This window comes from Donghicola eburneus, assembly GCF_900115865.1.
GTDB lineage: Bacteria > Pseudomonadota > Alphaproteobacteria > Rhodobacterales > Rhodobacteraceae > Donghicola > Donghicola eburneus.
Genome location: NZ_FOXY01000006.1, coordinates 147,763 through 164,145, shown reverse-complemented (window position 1 = coordinate 164,145; position 16,383 = coordinate 147,763). Strand labels below are relative to the sequence as shown.

The following is a 16,383-nucleotide window of genomic DNA, read 5'->3' as shown; positions in this document are numbered from 1 at the left end:
GCGACCGTGGCCGCCCCATTGCCGTCAGAAATAGGCACAGTCGTCGATCAGATCATCGACCAAGATATTGCGCACCGTCAGCGTATCCCCCGTGGAGAAGGTGAAGACGACGTTATTGCCGACCTGTGCGGCGTAGTCCTCTAAAGCGCTTTGCGAATAGTCCCCGATCAGCGTCTGTTCGATTGCCATGCGGTCGATGTCATCCTCGAAATCGACAACAATGTCGTGGTTCGTGCTGTCCTCTCCGGCGACAAAGTAGAAGGTATCTGCGCCACTGCCGCCGCGCAATTTATCATCGCCCTGACCGCCGCTAACCAAATCGTCGCCATTGCCACCAAAGAGCGTGTCGTCGCCGTCGTTGCCGATCACGCTGTCATTGCCCGCGCCGCCGTAAACCTTGTCATTGTCAGAACCGCCATCGACCACGTCGTTGCCGGCATTGCCATAGATGACATCATCGCCCGACGACCCCAATAGATCATCGTTCCCGCGCTGTCCGTAGACTGTATCGTCGTCGCCGCCGCCAATGAGGGTATCGTTGCCGCTGCCCCCTTTGATCAGGTCATCGCCGAAATCGCCATTCACCGTGTCGTCGCCGTTCCCGCCAAAGATCGTATCGTGGCCAGACCCGCCGCCAATGGTGTCGTTACCACCGTTGCCATAAATCAGGTCGTCGCCATTGCCGCCAGTCAGGGAGTCACCGCCAGCTCTGCCGCGAATGAAGTCCTCGCCCTCGCCGCCGCCGATGGTGTCGGAACCGCCGCCGCCTTTGATCGTGTCGTCGCCAGCTTCTCCGACGATGTAGTCGTCGCCGCTGCGCCCGACGAGGGAGTCATCTTCGCTGCCACCATTCAGAGTGTCATCCCCATCGCCACCGATTAGAGTGTCGGTGCCGTAAGAACCCACAAAGGACACCCCCCAATCGCCGGCTTTCATCTCGTCTGCGTAGATCGTGCCGCGCACTTCGGCGACCTCGCCGAACAGCGTGTCGGTATCGCCGAAGCCGTCGGTGATCGTGCCGTTCGCCAAGTCCACATCAATGCCAGTACGACCGTCGACCTGCGAATAGTCGCGGTAATAGTTCAGTGTCACAAGACCGTTGCCCGCGCGAATGGTGTCGTCGCCATCGGCGCTCCAGATCGTGACTTCGTCGCCGCCGCTTAGCAGAAAGATGTCGCCAAGCGCGGTGCCGTAAATCGTCTCGAACCGCGTGAAGCTATCGGTGTCGCCGTAAGTGTCGGTGGCCGATCCTGTCGAAGTGTTGACATTGACAGCGCCCTCGCCGCCCTCGTCGTAGTAATCCAGCACATCGTTGGTGTCGTCGAACGTCCCGCCATCCAGGACGTCGTTACCCGACCCACCAATGATTGTATCGCTGCCGCCTCGGCCCCGAAGGGTATCCGCGCCAGCATATCCGATCATTGTGTCATCGGTGCTGCCGCCATTGATGCTGTCCGCATCGCCTGTGCCAATGTATGAATCCGTCGCCACGTTCTATCTCACTTTGAATATGGAATGTCGGGGAAATTTTTGCCTCACTCTAGGCAAGTGCCTGATCCGTGCCAATCAGTCACGAAAAAACATGGTAGGCGACCAAGAAGAGAGAGTCGTAAACCCTGATATCAAAACGGATTATCTTCGTTGAAATACCGCTGCACTAAAGCAGAAATATTTCATATCAATTAACTGTTTTTATTGAGCAAAACGGAAAATACTTATCCGCGCTCAAAACCAATTCTTACAAACGGCTGATACCGGTCAACCTTTGCGCCAGCACAAGTAACAATTCCCTAAGCTGTGGCGTGAAAAATATATCGCAAAGGATGACGGTTATTTCTAAATCCTGAACGGTTGGCGCGATTTTGCCCCTAGGGCTGTGCGCGACACAGGAGAATCGGGCTAGTACCAGCCCAGATCATCCAGAATTTGATCGGGGTCCAAATCCCCTACGATGAGCAAATCCCTCGCTTTGCCCCAGTCGAACAGATAACCCGTTTTCGTCTCCGATATCTCTAGGCTTTTGTGCGCAGGCTGGAGCCCGCGATCCAACATCAACTCATCGAAATTTGGGTCAAAGTCCTCGATCCGGTCGTGCCCTCCGACGAAGACAAAGGTGTCACGACCGGCGCCTCCGATCAGAGTGTCCCGTCCCTTGCCACCGCTCAGGGTGTCATTGCCTGCGCCCCCATCAAGCGCATCATTCCCACCGCCGCCCTCTAAGACATCACCACCTTCGGCACCGAGCAGGGTATCGCGCCCTCCACCACCAAGTAGGCGATCAGGATAGGTCCCACCATCCAGCAAGTCATGTCCCGCACCACCGGACAGCAAGTCCTTGCCGCCTCCGCCAGCCAAATTATCTGACCCGCCATTGCCATAGAGCCTGTCATTGCCCGCGCTGCCCTCCAGCGTATCTGATCCGGCCCCACCATACAGGCGATCGCGCCCGCCCCCGCCGGAAATTTGGTCCACACCACCGCCGCCTTTGACAAGATCGGCGCCGCCGCCCGCAATGATGGTATCGTTTCCGCCTCCCCCGATCAGCACATCCTTGCCATTCTGGCCGGAAACATGGTCGGAACCGCCGCCAGATCGGATGGTGTCGTTCCCGCCACCGCCGTTCACAACATCCGCGTCCGCACCACCAAGGATCCTGTCCGCGCCGCCTCCGCCGTCCAATGTATCTTCGCCTTTGGCGCCAACCAATAGGTCCTTGCCCGCGCCGCCGGACAACACATCATCGCCGCCGTGACCACGCAAAACGTCATTGTTTGCGCCACCGTTTAATGCGTCATTCCCGCTGCCACCGAGCAATGTATCGTCACCAGCACCGCCAAACAGACGATCATGTCCACCCAACCCGCTCAGCCAGTCATCACCGTCCAAGCCATTCAGCCAGTCGCCAAAATCCCTCCCCTTGATACGGTCGCTTTTGTCTGTTGGCTCGTCTACAGCGTAGAATTCCACCAGCGGCTCGACCCAACTTTGCAGTGTACGAGTTGGGCCGGTCACCAAACTGGCCATGATCCGAGACCAAGGGATCGACCCGCCATGGGTGCTGTACAGGATCAACGTCTCGGTCCGGTCCAACAAGCTGTATGAGATTGTCGCACCCGTCTCTGTCACCGTGATGTCCAGCTGGTCGGGGCTTCTGTAGAACGCCCAACCAGACAGATCGAGGCGGTCATTCTTCATGTCAAAATCGCGGATTTCGTCTCTGGCACCGTCCGAAACGAGCGAAAAGACATCCACCCCTCGCCCGCCATACATGGTATCTTCGCCGGCGCCATCGCGCAGGATATCCCCCGAAGAACCAGCTCTCAGACGATCGTTCGCCGAGCTCCCCATAAGAACTGCAGGGGTATCGTCGCCTTCAGCGCTTGCCCCTACTGCATAAATCGTCTGACGATCGAGCGAGTTGGAACTCTGATACTGGCTGATGCCCTGCTCCGATGCACTGCCTGCGATAACGCCGATCTGCCCATCGTCAGTTCGGTATGCCGACAGCGCCGTCAGACCTGTCAAAGCGCTCTCGAGGGTATCCTCCACTTCCCCCTCGTGCAGGAGCGTGCCATCCGGCAAGAGACGAAAGAAGCTGAGGCCCGCATCCCTACCACCAACGATCACCATAGCCTGATCGCCCACATCGACCACTTCTAGCACCTGAGCAGATGCCAGACGCGATGTATTGGTATCGTTCAGATGATCCGTGACCTGCAAAGTTCCCGTACCGTCCAGCTTGAACACGCTCACCGAATTGCTCTGAGCGCCCGTAGCGATCACAAAACGGGTTCCCCCGACAACTGTCGTCGCGAGCTGCACCAAGCCTGCGATACCAGGATTGTCCTCGGCCACGAGATTGGACACTGGGTTCAAGCTGCCATCAGCTTGAGCTTTGTACACCGCCAGAACCGTATCACCGACGCCGCCCATGATCACCGTTCCCCCGAACGAGGCCAGCGAAGTCGGCGCCAAGCCATCAGTGTGTGTTAGATCGCCGAGCAATTCCAAACCAGAGTCGGACGCGGAATAGACACCTGCATCTGACGCGCCGGACAACGCGACATAGAGAGACCCACTGTTAATCAGGGTCAGGTCTGAAAGATCGGCGGAAACACCCGTAACGCTGATCGAGGTCGGCGCGGTCAAAGAGACAGCATGGCTGCCCATCCCCATTAGCAGGATTTGATCACCACTATTGACCCAGATCTCTGGGTCGACACCCGCCATACCGCTGCCAGAAAGTTCGATTTTTTGCAGTAGCGGAACGTCGGCGCTCAAATCCCACGCCGCCAGCCATCCGCCGGGGTTAGGACCCGTCAAGGATATCGCGATAGGTGCGCCGTCCACCAGAACCACTGCGACGTCTCGCAGAGCCTCTAGGACAGTAAAATCGTCGTCATCCGCCTCGTCAAAGGCAGAGCCGACGTGCACGAGGAAGTCCCCCATGACGCACCCAATCTTTCCACATTCCACCACAGATCAGGCTGAGGTGTGTCCGCGGCAAAATGGGTGCCGATTTGCGGCAGGAACGTGCAGTTCCTACCGCTTTTCTTTTAAAGCCAGTACGTTAAGGTTACCTACGACTGGTTAGGCTCAGAAGATAAAGTTATCCGCGTCATTCAGATCAGACAGGCTGGAGCCACGAACCAGAATGTCCACGTCTTCGAACTCCACCAAAACGAATTTCCCGCTCTGTTCAAAGCTCAGTTCGTCAAAGGCGATGTCCGCTTCGGTCAGGTCAAACACATCGCTGCCAGTCTTGAAGCCCAGAACCTTGTCGCGGCCGGAATCCAGATCAAAGATAAAAACGTCATTTCCGCCTTGGCCCTTGAGCTTGTCGTTGCCCGCGCCACCCTCAATGGTATCAGCGCCTGAGCCCCCAAGGATTACATCGCGCCCGTCCAAACCGCTCAGGGTGTTGTTGCCCTTATTGCCGATCAGCTTGTCGTTGTAGTCACTGCCCAAGACGCGTTCGATTGAGACCAGCTTGTCGCGATCCCCAAAGCCATCAATCGCAAATCCCTTGGCCAGATTGACTGTTACGCCATCTTCGCCGCCATAGCGCGCGTCGCGGTCGTAACGCACTTGGTCAGAGCCGTTCCCACCATTGATGGTGTCATCGCCTTCTAGACCGCGGAAAAAGTTATTTTGTTTGTTCCCGATCAGCGTGTCGTCGAGCGAAGAGCCGCGAACCGCCTCGACTTGTTTGACGGTGTCGCGATCGCCCCAGTTATCGATCGCAAACCCTTTGGCGAGGTTCACTTTCACACCTTGCGTGACGCCGTCACTTTCATTGTAGCTGACCTGATCGAAGCCCGCGCCGCCGAGAATTTTGTCACGCCCTTGGCCCGGAACCAAATAGTCGTCACCCGCACCGCTTTTGATCGTGTCATTGCCCGACAGGCCATAGATTTCGTCATCGCCATCACCGCTGACGATATAGTCGTATCCGGGGAAGTCTGCGATATAGTCATCCTGCGACACCGCGATTTCGGGCAGATCGAGCAGGCTAAAGGTTGCGCCCTCGGCGAATGTGCCAGAGAAGAGATAGTCTTCGAAGTCTACCAGAGACCTCACATTTTCAAGTGCGTCTAGGTCGAAGTTTTCATTGAAATAAGTACTGTAATCGCCCGCCAAAGGGATCAGGAACACATAGCTTTCGCCTTCGTAATCGCCGTAACGGACAGTCGCGAAATCGATGGTATCGCCGTTTTCCAAAGAAACTGTGGCGAAGCTCGAATACGCTTCGAGCAGCGAATAGATTTCACCGTCGATCACCACATTGTAAAGCTGGCCTTGCTCGATGCTGATCTCCACGAAAGGCCACTCTTCATCTTCGTACGTGTATTCGTAGGAAATCTGCAGGTCGTTTGTCCCGACAAAGCCAACCTCGTAAATCTGCGCTTCAGAGATGTCCGTCGGATCAACGCTCTCGTTCTCGAACCAACCGTAAGCCGTCGTTGTAAAAGTCGTCATGCAATGTTCCTGCGTTTTCACTGTGATCGTCTGGGCCGAGCGGGCCCTATTAACCTTCGGTCAGAAAACTATCACAGGGATGTGAAAACCCAGAGTATCGTAAATCTTACTTTTTCGTTGATCTTACTAATTGTGGCAGCTCTGCCACCACTCTTTCTGGTTCAGTGCAAGGCATGCTTCAGCGCACGTAAACTTTCGCCTTCGCCCGGAATGCTGTCCTCTGACATCATCTCGGACAGATAACGCCGAACAGTTTTCAGATCCTCTCGGTATTCATCGAGCATTTCCTTGACCTTATAAAGCTCCGCCTTGATTGAGCAGCGGTCTCGCGCCGCGCGGTCGCTCGCTGGCCTTTGCTCTAGCCGATAGAGACCCGTTGTGGTGACGACGACCCTTTCGTCGATGTCCACCTGCACCACTCGACCCGTTATGACGAAATCATCGCAGTGCCCAACATGTTGGCCTGCTGTACCGCAAACTTCGACATGTACGTTCGGCTTGTGCACAAAGGTCCAGTTGTGCAGCACACGCGCTTTGGCGGCATCCTGCGATGACACTTCGCGAACAAGCGCAAACGTCGTCAACTCCTGCTGTAAGCGGGAGACAAGCGCGTCTCTGTGCGGAGGGACTGTCATGACTAATACGCCTTGGTCGTTCATTTTATGAAACGAAACTAACAAGTCAGTGTCACCAGTTCATCTGCGCATAAGGTCAATTGCAGAGCAATTTTCGGCACATCCGCCGTCCAATCCGAGCGTCTGGCATCCAAAGGTGTGCCGCAAAGATGACCCCAAACTCTCGGTTCGGATCACAACGTCTACCTAAGATGATAGCAACACCTACCTGACCGTCAGGGCAGATGCTCTTGAAGGATCGTCTTCAGTTTTTCGATAGAGAGTGGTTTCGGCAGATAAGCGGTTGCCCCGACCTCCTCAAAACGGCGTGTATCATCCCCGACAACCGCCGCAGTTAGTCCGATCATAGGCAAATCAGGATACTCTGTCCGAACCGCTTGGATCAGCTCATCACCTAGCATTTCCGGCATAAAGAGGTCAGTCAACAACAGGTCCGGCGGATCGGCTTGGATCCGCGCCAGTGCAAGGGCGCCGTTTTCAAAGTGCTCAATGCTGCCGAAAATGCGTCCCAACTGTTTGAGAGTAATCTTGGCGACAAGCATGTTGTCCTCGGCCAACACAACGCGCAGGGTTTTAAGCCGTTCGTCGAAATCCTTGTCAGCAGCTACGACAGATTTTGATCGGCCTGCAGGCGTCACGACCTCTGGCATAACGATACGGTAGCCTGCACCCCCCATTGGCGAAGGGAAATAACTCAGCTGCCCCCCAAGCAGTTCGATCATTTGCTTGGCAATGAACAGCCCAAGACCGCTACCATCCGCCTGATTGCGCGCGTCCGCGCTGCCCCGCTCGAAGGGTTGGAACAAGCGCGCAACATCGTTGGGCGGAATACCAACGCCATCGTCAGTGATTGTCCAACAGACTTGGGTTAGGTTGGTCCCCTGAGGGCCGTCATCAGTACGGCGCTCGTAACCAATGCAAATCTCGGAGCCTTTGGAATGGATAATTGCGTTGCGCACCAGATTGCCAAGAACCTGTTTAAGGCGCGACACATCCCCCATAATCGACCGATCCGCGCCCTCGCCGAGACAGATATTGATCCGGAAGTTTTTGGTCTGCGCCATCATCCGGTAGGTTGATGACACCTGCTCGGCCAGTTCGGCTGGGACGTAGGGGCTGATCTTGATCTTCTGATTTTTCTCAGGATTCACTGCCTGGCGCATATCGTCCAGCACAGTTAGCAGCTGATTTGATGCCTCGCGCATTTGCGGGCGCAGCTCTTCGACATCCTCACCGCGTTCAAGCTCTGAGATGAGCATCGAGAGGACGGAGGCCGGCGTGCGCACCTCGTGAGACACGATCGAAAAGAGCTGGTTCTGACGCTCTTGGCGCAAAGACAACTCCTTCAGCGCATTCGAAAGAGCCTTTTCACGGCGGTACTCGTCGGTGACTTCGATCAGCAGGCCGTAGACGATCCGTTCTTTCCAGATGCTGTTTTCGCCCCACAAATGCAGACGGACAAGGCGCTCTTGCCCCTCGGAAAACGTTCGAAGCAGCGGCACAACCATAGTGCTCGTCTCGCCGCTTCCGGCAACAAACGCATCACGAACAGCACGGCGATGATCCATCGCGATCGTTTCGATAAAGGCATCCAACGTGGTTTCGCTGGGAATCCCGAGCAGGGTCTGGCCCGAAACCTCGATCCGGAAGCTATTACGAGGGATGTTTACCGCAAAGAGCCCGACACCCGCGAATTCCCGCACCAGGGACAGACGCCGCAAGCTGGCGGAGCGTTGCTCTCTTTCATGACGGCCCCGCCCGCGCAACGCCATCGTGGCCACAATCAAGAAGAGCGAGCCGATCGAATAAATCTCGAGCAAGGCTGACTCCACATCGCCCGGCGGCGTATCTGTCAGGTATTGGCCGGTCAGCGCCGAATAAATGGTAATGCCGCCAATCACGATGACGGGCGCCGCGCCCGCTGGCAGGATCATCGCGTAGACCAGACCGACAATCGCCGTATCCAGCATCGGATAGCCCAAATACCCCGCGCGGTGCAGAATAGCGAGGAGCGGGAAGATTAGCATCGCAGGGAGGTAACGCACCACTGCGCTCAAACGATCCGTGTACAGCACCGCAACAAAAAACCCGACCACCACTGACGCACCGCGCAGGACACGGTTCATCGAGAAATCGACGAAATTCTCGTCAAAGCCCAAGGCCTTCAGGTCTTGGGCGGGCAAAAGTTGCGCATAGGCTTGGGCAATGTGGACTTGTATAAAACAGATTGCCGCAAAACTGATGGTGATGACCCAACCAATCAGCAAATCCGTGTCATTGGGCCGGAACATACGTCCAATCCGCCGATAGACAGAGCGTGCGATCACCCCAATGACCAAGCCCGCAATCAGGTTGGTGATCAGGAAGAAAAGGATCAAACTTGGGGTGACCTCTGGCATGATCAACCAGATCGGCTTGCCCGTAAAGGGCAGCACAAAGGGCACGAAGTACATAAAGCACAGCGCCGCAACAGGAACCCAGAGCAGGTGCCTTGGGTACAGCAACAGTCCCACGCAGATCGTAAAGAGGCAGACCTGGGGGCTAAGGTTCACTGCAATGGTATTGGGTCCATGCAACGCGGACCCGTAGGACATGAAGACCGTCCAAAACAAGATCACAGCAAGATAGACCAGTGTCATCCGGACCGGATATGCACGGATGCTCTCGGTAATCATCCGGATCTTGGAAATTTCGAAATCGCGAAAGACGAAGCCTTGGTCACGGGACAGTTCGGCAGCGCGCGCGGGACTCATGACCTGCGCGCTGGCGCTGAATTGTTCGGGTGCTCCGCTTCTCACAATTGACCCCACGACCTTCACGTAACTCAAGCGGGCTCAGATCGGAGGTTCCCCTTCGACCCGACACGCTCAAGCGCATCGCCCTAACACTAGCCCACACAAACGAGAAAACCGTTGACCGCTCAATTTATCTTCGGGCTGAAAAACCAGTCCGAATGGGTATTCATACACCCGAAAGAGTAGACTTGATGCTACTTAACACCGCGAAAATCGCAAGATACAGTTAAACGCCTTGATCAAATGGCGCGAAGCTCGCGCTGGCAGCGCGGCGCCATCGCTGCAGGTAACCAAACCGATCGTCGTCCTCGCGCAGCAGAAAACCCTCTGGCATATAGGGATAGATTTCCTCGCCAGTGACCATGTTGCGCTCTTTCTCACGCATCATCAGGTGATGCGGCAAGAAAGACGAGGGGTGATCCAAGCCCGCAGCGCCAGCCATGTCGCCCAACGCCTTGAGCGTGTTTTTGTGGAAGTAGTAGACGCGCTCTGCCTTGTCCGGCACGACAAGCGCGCGTTGACGCCGGGGATCTTGGGTCGCAACGCCCGTCGGACAGTGGTTGGTGTGGCAAGCCTGCGCCTGAATACATCCGACAGCAAACATAAACCCACGCGCTGAATTCACCCAGTCCGCTCCAAGCGCAAGCGCCTTCGCGATGTCAAAAGCGTGGATCAACTTGCCCGAAGCGCCGATCGCGATCCGGTCACGCAGGTTCACACCACGCAGAGTATTGTGGGCAAAGGTCAGCCCTTCGACCAAGGGCATGCCCATGTGGTTCGCAAACTCCAGCGGAGCCGCCCCGGTGCCGCCCTCTTTGCCATCGATGACAATGAAATCCGGCGTGATATCCGTTTCGAGCATAGCACGCACGATACACATGAACTCGCGGCGGTGACCAATACACAGTTTGAAGCCGACAGGTTTGCCGCCCGACAGTTCGCGCAACTGCTGGATAAAGGCCATCATCTCAAGCGGCGTACTAAAAGCGCTGTGCGACGCGGGCGATATGCAGTCTTTGTCCATCGGAACGCCGCGCGCCTCAGCGATCTCAGGAGAGATTTTTGAGGCAGGCAGCATCCCGCCCTGCCCCGGCTTGGCACCTTGGCTGAGTTTAATCTCGATCATCTTGACCTGATCATCGGCCGCGACTTTGGCGAACTTCTCAGGATCGAAGTTGCCCTCGTCGTCACGCACGCCAAAATAGCCCGTGCCGATCTCGAAGATCAGATCGCCTCCGCCCTCGCGGTGGTAGCGGCTAATCCCGCCTTCGCCAGTGTCGTGGGCGAACCCACCCTTCTTTGCACCTTTGTTCAGCGCGGAGATCGCGTTGGCGGACAATGCACCAAAGCTCATCGCAGATATGTTGTATAATGACGCATTATAGGGCTGGGTGCATGCAGGTCCCCCAATTTTAACACGGAAATCCTTGTTCTCGATTCTGCGCGGCTGGATCGAGTGAGTCAGCCACTGATAGCCTGCGGCGTTTACGCGCTGTTTAGTGCCGAAGGGGCGCTTGTCCTCAACGTTCTTGGCTCGCTGATACACGATCGCGCGACCTTCGCGGGAAAAGGGCACTTCGTCCTCGTCGCTCTCGACAAAATACTGGCGAATTTCGGGACGAATGTCCTCAAGCATAAAGCGGATATGGCCGATGACTGGGTAGTTGCGCAGAATGGCATGCTTGGTCTGGAGCATGTCCCTAACACCAACCAGCGTCAGACCTGCGAAGACCAGCGCAAGCAATCCAAGCCAACTCACCCAGACCGCAGCGATTGCGAAAATCAACGTAAACGCGACGCACAGGGCGAAGGTCAGGAATCGGATCCACTGGGACATCTTCTGGCACCTTTCAGCTGCTCTGTTGATGCCAACAGTTGATCAACTGCTCTGAGTCTTCAACCACCTGTTTGCCCGCGATCACGCCATGCTGCGTGCTGCACCCATCCTGACAGGTCGTGCACGCGTTGGCCTTTTCTTGCGGCGCACAAGTATTTCTTGCCGCCTGAGCAGCCCCATTGCCAGACCTGCATGGGCAAAGAATACCACGTCAAGGTTCGGATAAGGTGCTGACATCATCGCTTGGATCAGGAACCCAATGCACGACGCTTGCAAGCCCGCGATCACAGCGGCTGTATGCGTGTCTCGCTCTGACTTTGGCGGCCGGGCGAGCAAAAACTGCGCGATAAATACCAGATACAACGCAGTCCCAACGATCCCGATGTTTCCTAAACATGCATACAGGAAGCTGGAGGCGCGGACACTCCCGATACCCGCCCCTAGCCCGTAGGTGTCGATCATCGCCGTCAGAGCCTGCGTGTTCCACATCATACGCTCAACGCCGGAATCGCTGGACATTTTGGTCAACAAAATCTCGTCCAGCATCCCAGAAAGGATCGGATTCAATGTAAACAGCATGATGAAAACGATCATCATCATGGGCACCGCGACAATCGTGGAGATGTAGATCAGGAGCGCTCGGCGCGCCTTGAACATCGTGCGGAAGTGCCAGAGGAAGTACAGCCCCAGAAAGGCAATCAGCGCGAGATAGGTCGAACTTGAGGTGGAACGAATGATTAGGGCAAACATCAAGAGCGCTATGAGCCCGCTCTTCCAAGAGGTTTTGTCCGAGAACCAATAACGCATCCAGTAAGCGAAGAGCCCCATCGTGTAGAAGCCAAAGGCTGACGCCTCGGCAAAGCCGCCTGCGATCCGCTTGATCCCCATGATCCGCTGATCATCCAGCATCGCCATGTTCGAGGTCCGCACCACATCAAGCAGGTCGTTGAAGCCGACCGCGTGCGAAGCAACGTCTAAAAACGCGAGCAGCACGTTGACCCAAGTCGCCAGGATCATGCCCTTGTGAATCTGCATCGCACTGCCATGCTTGCGAAAGAGCGTGGTAAGGATGACAAAGGCCGACATGGAGATCATGAAGCGGATCGGCTGACTGATGTTCTGCGTCGTTGGCTCGAGGGGGCGAAGCCGGAAGGCCATGCCCCAATCGGGCACTTTGACCAGCATGAACACCTCCGTGTCACCACGAAAGAAGCGCGGCATGAAAAACGCGCTCAAGAGCGACACAATCAACAAAAGCAGCAGGATAAAACCTGGACGGCCCGGCTTCAGTGTGGCGAAAAGTTCGGAAAAACCGGTAGGGAACAGCAGGAGCGACGCCCACATCGCCATGATGACGAAGTCTGCCATGTAGATCGACCCAAGGCCAGAGACGTTCATCGCCGCCGCCGCACCCATCGGCAGGACCAAAAACAGACACCACAAACCTTTAACCGGTCCGCGCACCATGATGTAGAGCAACATAAACAGCGCCAGAGGCGTTGTGGCGAATACCTGCATAGCAAACTAGCCGTCGATAAAATGACGCGCCGCAGCGACACGAAAATTACTAAATCAATGCCTTGTATCTAACCGAATTCACCAAATTCGCAACACACATTCATACGATTTATCGCTTCAGCCCCACAGTCACCCTATGTCGAGCGCTTAACGATACCACCTCTTTATGATATTTTTTCTTTGCTTGATCGAGGACCCAAACACCAACACTATAAGACAAGTATTTTAACTTCTTTTATAGTAGAGTTTTCCAATGCATTTTTTCAAAAACATTACCGCCGCCCTTGCATCGACGGTATGTTTTACCGCGAACAGCCTGTATGCACAGGAAAATACAGCGCCCCTTCTTGGCATAGACGCAGGTTTATTCTTGGTTCCCAGCACACGCGTGATCGAAAGATTGCAATCGCTTGGCATCAACGATTTGCGAGATAACACCGTTTGGGCTCATATCGAAACCGAGAAAGGTAAGTACAATTTCGGTGTCGACCAACAGAAGGGTGTGGATGAGTTAAACCGCGCGGGTCTCGCGGGATCGCTTATCATTTGGGCAGACAATGCCAATTACGAAGACGGAAATACCGTTTTGAAGTCCGAGGGAATCGACGCGCTCGCTGAGTTTGTGTCTGCCTACCTCGAACATTATCCTGACGTGCGGTCTATCGAGATTGGGAACGAGTTCAATTCTCCGAGCTTCATTTACGGCCCGATCAAAGAGAAATCCGCGCAGGAACTGGCCGCAGTGCAGGTCGATTACCTAAAGGCGCTGAACGAGCACGAAAACGTACGGAATACGCGGATCATCGGGGCCTCGGCTCACTCGATCGCAAGCGCCTATATCTGGGAAATGTTGGATCTAGGGGCAGCCGATTACATGGATGCCGTCTCAATCCACACATATACAACAGAGCCGGAGCACATCCCAGCTGAGCTTTCTGTCCTACGCCGCCACCCCAAGATGAAGGATATGGACATCGAAATTACCGAATTCGGGCAGCGCGATTTGGCCAGTGCGCCAGACTTTTTCTGGCGGAACTACTGCACAATGGCAGCCTCGGGTGTAAAGCGTGCAGTCTGGTATCCCCTGACGCAGCGCGGGGACAACTATCCACCGGTGCTACAATCGGACATGTCGCTGACTCCGCTTGGACAAGCCTTGACCTACGCGCATACGAAACTTCAGGGCAAGCCAGTAGAGTTTTACCAGCCTGATCCTTTTACCTTTGCCTGTGTTTTCGGCGGCAGTGACGCGGTAATTTGGGGCGCCCCGCGCGATGTGGCGATCCGACGTCATGACATGGAGCCGCGCCGCGGCGATATGCGTGAATATGATCGTGAGCTAGAACTGATGCGGGATCGTGTGATCTTCTTTCACACTGACGGCGCACCGATTGATCTGGAACTGGACATTGATCTAGGAGCGCAACCGATCGTCGCCGACAGCTACTATCAGTTTTTCCGACCTGCAGAAGGAGAAAACGCACGGACCGCCGACGGTGTCGAAGGTTTCCGCCGCTATCTGCTGGTTGGATCTGATGACCGGATCGTGGACTTGGAAACCTGTCCTGGCCAACAACGCGGCGGCGTACCGTGGCGTCCGTACCTCTGCACGACAAAAGAGCCGAACCTCTGGAACTTTGCGTGGATTCCAACGGGCTTCAACATCGTCGGCGGCGAAGATGAGAACATGCGTGTCGTCTTGGAGCACATCTCGGAGAAAGAGCAGATGATCAACATCGAGACCGACGTAAAGCTGAATATGTTGTCATCGAGCGGAGTCACTCTGGACATCATTGTCGCGGGCGAAACCAAGGTATCGACGGTTGTTTCTGGCAGTGATCAAAGCAGCTTTGGCCCCTACGCCGTCCCCGAAGGCAAGGAGGTGAAGGTGATCTTTGGTCCGTCAGAAATGCCGCAACTCTACAACGGTGATTTCCGAGTCAAGCTCGTGAACCCGCTTTGCGCATGCGATCAAGAATGAAAAAGGGGCGCTGGCGGTTTCTCCGCCGGCGCCCCTCTTGTGAATAATGCGTTCTTAGCCCCTGCGGGCACCTAGCTCGAAAATACGCTCTGGATCGTGGCGCCCCCGAAGGACATCGAAGAAAGCCAGCCAATTGCCTTTCGCCCGTTCCTTGCGATTGATCCAAGGCTCTGGAAACAGTATCTTTCCGTGATTTGCCAAAACGTTTTTACTCATCAAAGTCAGGCCGAATTGCAGCGGCAAAGACCTCTTTCGCATCAAGTACACTGGGTTGGCGATCTGACTATACCCCAGTAAGACGCCGCTCGTTTCACGGCCCGACTTCGTTCCACAATGCACGCCAGCTAGGTTGCCGAGACGGATTTTCTCGCCGGCCAAACGGTAAGAAAAGTCCGTGTCCTCTTGCCAGCCATACAACGGCAACCGAGGATCGAAACGCACCGCGCCAATCGCGCTGCAGCGATAGGCCATGTTGCACCCATAGAGCCCAACAAGCTTGCGCTGAGCGGCTATGGCAGTCGTATTTCGCGGCTTCGCTTCGTACGCCTCTATCAGTTTACGCGCTTCGGATACGGAGACCCCTGCGGTATTGATCCCGTCGGCCAAGGGCGTACCCGTCAAACCCGCGGCGTCCTTGAACCTGCTAAAGCCACTCTCAAGCACTTCCAGCGCATCCTGAGCGGGCAGATAATCGTCATCAATAAAGAAGACCGCATCACACTCGTTCTGAATCGCGTCCAAACCGGTGTTGCGCTGTTTGGTCAGCCCCTTGGGAGAATACAGAACCTGAATCGGAAGATTGTATTGCAACGCGCTTTCGGGCGGCAAATCTTCGGGTTTCGTCACAACGATCAGAACATGACTGGGTTGTTTGGTTTGACGGGCGATAAAGGGCAGCACCGACTCGATGGCCTCTGGACGACCGACGGAGCAAATGATGACTGAAATTCGCATATTTAATCGCACTCGTGTTCATACAAAAACGGCGCGAGCGTAAGGGGATGGACGCCCGCGCCTTGGGTGTGGTCGAAGGAGATTTAGGACTTAAACACCAGTGCGTTTTGTAATCGCACCAATCGTATTGAACAGGATGATCGCATCTTGGACCGCAGACACCTCGCGGCAGTAACGCGTATCCAACGCCACACGTTCGTCATAGCTAATGTCGTTCCGGCCCGAGACTTGCCACAGGCCAGTTACGCCTGGACGCATCATCAGATAGGCCCACTGATGAGCGCCGTAGCGCGACAATTCATCAGAGGTCACGGGACGCGGGCCAACCAAGCTCATTTCGCCGCGCAGAACATTCCAGATCTGGGGCAGCTCATCGAGGCTTGTTTTACGGATGAATGCCCCCAAACGCGTGATCCTCGGGTCGTCACGCAGTTTGAAATCCCGTTCCCATTCGGCGGCTGCCGCAGGATTATTGGCAAGATGCTCACGCAGGCGCTCTTCGGCATCCGGCACCATGCTACGCAGCTTCCAGCATTTGAAGATTTTGCCTTCACGGCCCACACGCTTGTGGCCAAAGAAGCCAGGTCCGCCGTCAGAGCGGATAATAAGATACAGCAAACCGATGATCGGAAGCAGCATAGGGAGGAGTAGGATTGCCAGAATAATGTCGGCGACGCGTTTCAA

Annotated in this window: 10 protein-coding genes; 1 reads left to right on the top strand and 9 read right to left on the bottom strand. The window is 55.5% G+C overall.

From position 1 onward, the window contains the following. Positions 1-24 precede the first annotated feature (24 nt). The 7 genes from BM225_RS12355 to BM225_RS12320 form a co-directional block, all read right to left on the bottom strand. Positions 25-1,491 (bottom strand): calcium-binding protein, encoded by a 1,467-nt coding sequence (locus BM225_RS12355; RefSeq protein WP_143095384.1) that lies wholly within the window; start codon positions 1,489-1,491, stop codon positions 25-27. Between the two features lie 408 nt (positions 1,492-1,899). Continuing rightward, a complete protein-coding gene (locus BM225_RS12345; RefSeq protein ID WP_092464644.1) occupies positions 1,900-4,449 on the bottom strand; it encodes a calcium-binding protein in 2,550 nt (849 codons plus the stop codon). 147 nt (positions 4,450-4,596) lie between these two features. After that, a complete protein-coding gene (locus BM225_RS12340; protein ID WP_092464642.1) occupies positions 4,597-5,979 on the bottom strand; it encodes a calcium-binding protein in 1,383 nt (460 codons plus the stop codon). Between the two features lie 161 nt (positions 5,980-6,140). Continuing rightward, positions 6,141-6,614 (bottom strand): hypothetical protein, encoded by a 474-nt coding sequence (locus tag BM225_RS12335; protein ID WP_072702837.1) that lies wholly within the window; start codon positions 6,612-6,614, stop codon positions 6,141-6,143. Positions 6,615-6,829: 215 nt separating this feature from the next. Continuing rightward, positions 6,830-9,412 (bottom strand): hybrid sensor histidine kinase/response regulator, encoded by a 2,583-nt coding sequence (locus tag BM225_RS12330; protein WP_143095383.1) that lies wholly within the window; start codon positions 9,410-9,412, stop codon positions 6,830-6,832. Between the two features lie 223 nt (positions 9,413-9,635). Continuing rightward, a complete protein-coding gene (locus tag BM225_RS12325; protein WP_092464638.1) occupies positions 9,636-11,246 on the bottom strand; it encodes an FMN-binding glutamate synthase family protein in 1,611 nt (536 codons plus the stop codon). 81 nt (positions 11,247-11,327) lie between these two features. Then, positions 11,328-12,764, bottom strand: coding sequence for a hypothetical protein (locus BM225_RS12320; RefSeq protein ID WP_092464636.1), 1,437 nt, complete (start codon positions 12,762-12,764; stop codon positions 11,328-11,330). Positions 12,765-13,017: 253 nt separating this feature from the next. Here BM225_RS12320 and BM225_RS12315 point away from each other — a divergent pair, with 253 nt between their 5' ends. Beyond that, the gene (locus BM225_RS12315) at positions 13,018-14,745 is read left to right on the top strand and encodes a hypothetical protein (protein ID WP_092464634.1); all 1,728 of its coding nucleotides are present in this window, start codon (positions 13,018-13,020) and stop codon (positions 14,743-14,745) included. Between the two features lie 54 nt (positions 14,746-14,799). Here the strand turns inward: BM225_RS12315 and BM225_RS12310 are convergent, their stop codons facing one another. Together BM225_RS12310 and BM225_RS12305 are read right to left on the bottom strand one after the other, a co-directional pair. Further along, positions 14,800-15,699 carry a glycosyltransferase family 2 protein gene (locus BM225_RS12310; RefSeq protein WP_092464632.1) on the bottom strand — a complete coding sequence of 300 codons (900 nt, stop codon included), beginning with the start codon at positions 15,697-15,699 and terminating at the stop codon, positions 14,800-14,802. A gap of 90 nt (positions 15,700-15,789) precedes the next feature. Then, positions 15,790-16,383, bottom strand: a complete 594-nt coding sequence (locus BM225_RS12305) for a sugar transferase (protein ID WP_338060991.1) — start codon at positions 16,381-16,383, stop codon at positions 15,790-15,792.